This is a genomic window from Vibrio sp. 1069 (assembly GCF_033340555.1).
Genome location: NZ_JAWOWP010000155.1, coordinates 1 through 941 on the forward strand (window position 1 = coordinate 1; position 941 = coordinate 941).

Sequence of the window (941 nt, forward strand, 5' to 3'; positions counted from 1 at the left end):
TGAACCGCGTATTTGAGCGTGATTCATTCCTTGCTTCTTTGACTGAAGCTGAACGTGAAATGCGCCTAGTTCGCTAAGCGATTTAGAGACGTTATGGATATTGCAAAAATGACTGCTCGCCGCCCGTATATGCTTCGCGCATTTTACGATTGGCTAGTAGACAATGACTTAACTCCCCACTTGGTTGTTGATGCAACTATGCCGGGTGTGCGTGTGCCTGTTGAGTTTGTTCAAGATGGTCAGATTATCTTGAATATTGCTCCTCGTGCCGTTGGTAACTTAGAGTTGGGTAATGATGCGATTACCTTCCATGCTCGTTTTAGTGGCCGACCACACTCAGTGATCGTGCCAGTGTATGCAGTTCAAGCGATTTATGCTCGTGAAAACGGTGCTGGAACAATGTTTGAACCAGAAGAAGCGTACACGCACATCGAAGAAGAAACGATTGAAGAAGAAGATTTGTCACCATCTTTTAAGGCGGTGACGGAAGAAACTTCTGAGGAGATTGGTGCAGAATCCCAAGAGGAAGAAGCTCCTCGTCCTAAAGGTCGACCAAGCTTAAGAGTGATTAAGTAAATAAAAAGCAGCGTTAACGCTGCTTTTTTTATACTTCGGTTTCAAGTTTTTCAATATCGTTTAGTCACTGATGGTAAACGTCTCGACATCTGGATCACTATCATCTTGTGTCTGTGTCTGTGTCTGTGTCTGTGTTGTCACACCGTCGCTAGGTAAATCGACTTTAACTGGTTCTGCGTCTCCGTATTGGAACCCTTTGATCACCTGTTTTACGCCAGAGATATTGCGCGAAATCTCCGTCGCGCGTTCACCTTGCTGAGCGGTTACATAGCCAAACAAAAATACATCACCATCCTCTGTAATGACTTTGACTTTAACGCCATTGAGGTCTGAGTCGGTTAATAGAGCCGATTTAACCTTGGTTG

At 44.6% G+C, this 941-nt stretch carries 2 protein-coding genes and 1 pseudogene; 2 read left to right on the top strand and 1 reads right to left on the bottom strand.

Annotation, left to right across the window (positions count from 1 at the left end; translation table 11 throughout):
• Both sspA and sspB read left to right on the top strand, forming a co-directional pair.
• Positions 1-77 (top strand): annotated as a pseudogene (gene sspA, locus R7040_RS25100) (stringent starvation protein A); the annotation flags it as partial.
• Positions 78-93: 16 nt separating this feature from the next.
• A complete protein-coding gene (gene sspB / locus R7040_RS25105) occupies positions 94-576 on the top strand; it encodes a ClpXP protease specificity-enhancing factor (protein WP_005458208.1) in 483 nt (160 codons plus the stop codon).
• 60 nt (positions 577-636) lie between these two features.
• On the opposite strand, the gene R7040_RS25110 is transcribed toward sspB, so the two are convergent.
• Positions 637-941 (bottom strand): BON domain-containing protein (locus tag R7040_RS25110; RefSeq protein WP_318097373.1); only part of this gene is annotated, 305 nt, incomplete at its 5' end.

Bases quoted from the DNA above. Each gene is read 5' to 3' on its own strand.
- sspB (WP_005458208.1), top strand. From the start codon at position 94: ATGGATATTGCAAAAATGACTGCTCGCCGCCCGTATATGCTTCGCGCA.